The 626-nt window shown below is 48.2% G+C and carries 1 protein-coding gene; it reads right to left on the minus strand.

Going from position 1 to position 626, the window contains the following annotated elements; translation table 11 throughout:
* Positions 1 to 82: 82 nt before the first annotated feature.
* Positions 83 to 626 (minus strand): replication initiation protein (locus HCN83_RS17990; protein WP_168009790.1); only part of this gene is annotated, 544 nt, incomplete at its 5' end.

Genomic DNA, 626 nt, shown 5'->3' on the forward strand with positions numbered 1-626 from the left:
TTGTGGAACAGCCGAAGCGTTTTGCCAGTTCTTTAGCCGTAACGTCTCGCTTGGTGGTTTTCAGTTTTGGATAGGCCATATTTCAAAGCTCCGTGATGATTTTTGTTCTGCCTGCATTGATGGTTGTTTTCCGCAAACTATTCCGATGAGCCTGCAATTCCGAAAACCGTCGATTGCTGGCTGCAATATCAAACTTGTACCAAACCCAGTTAGCGATTGATTTGGAGATACATTTCACTTCTTTTTCCCACATCGGGACAGGGAAATCCCCATTTACCCGCATACACTGGTAATGCACTTCTTTCAGCCAGCCTTGCACCGTGTAGCCCTGCTGTTTGAACGCCAACACGTTTTTGTGCGCCCAACGGCTCACAAGGTTAAACACCGTGCAATTTCTGCTTAATCCGACCGCTTCCACGTTAGAGCGACCGATATAGGGCTTAAACTTGTCTAAATCCACGAAATCCGCAAGATACTCCAAATCGTAGCCCCTGATTGCGTCAGGAACGCCGCGCAGCGTCAGCCAATGCGGATGTTCGGGATTTTTCGTAATCAGCGATACAAAGCCCACATCACCGCGCAATTTCGCCTTATATGCTGCTTCAAGTGCAGCAAGATAGCGCAGG

This window comes from Alkalicoccus luteus (assembly GCF_012034335.1).
In the GTDB taxonomy this organism is placed as follows: Bacteria; Bacillota; Bacilli; order Bacillales; family Salisediminibacteriaceae; genus Alkalicoccus; species Alkalicoccus luteus_A.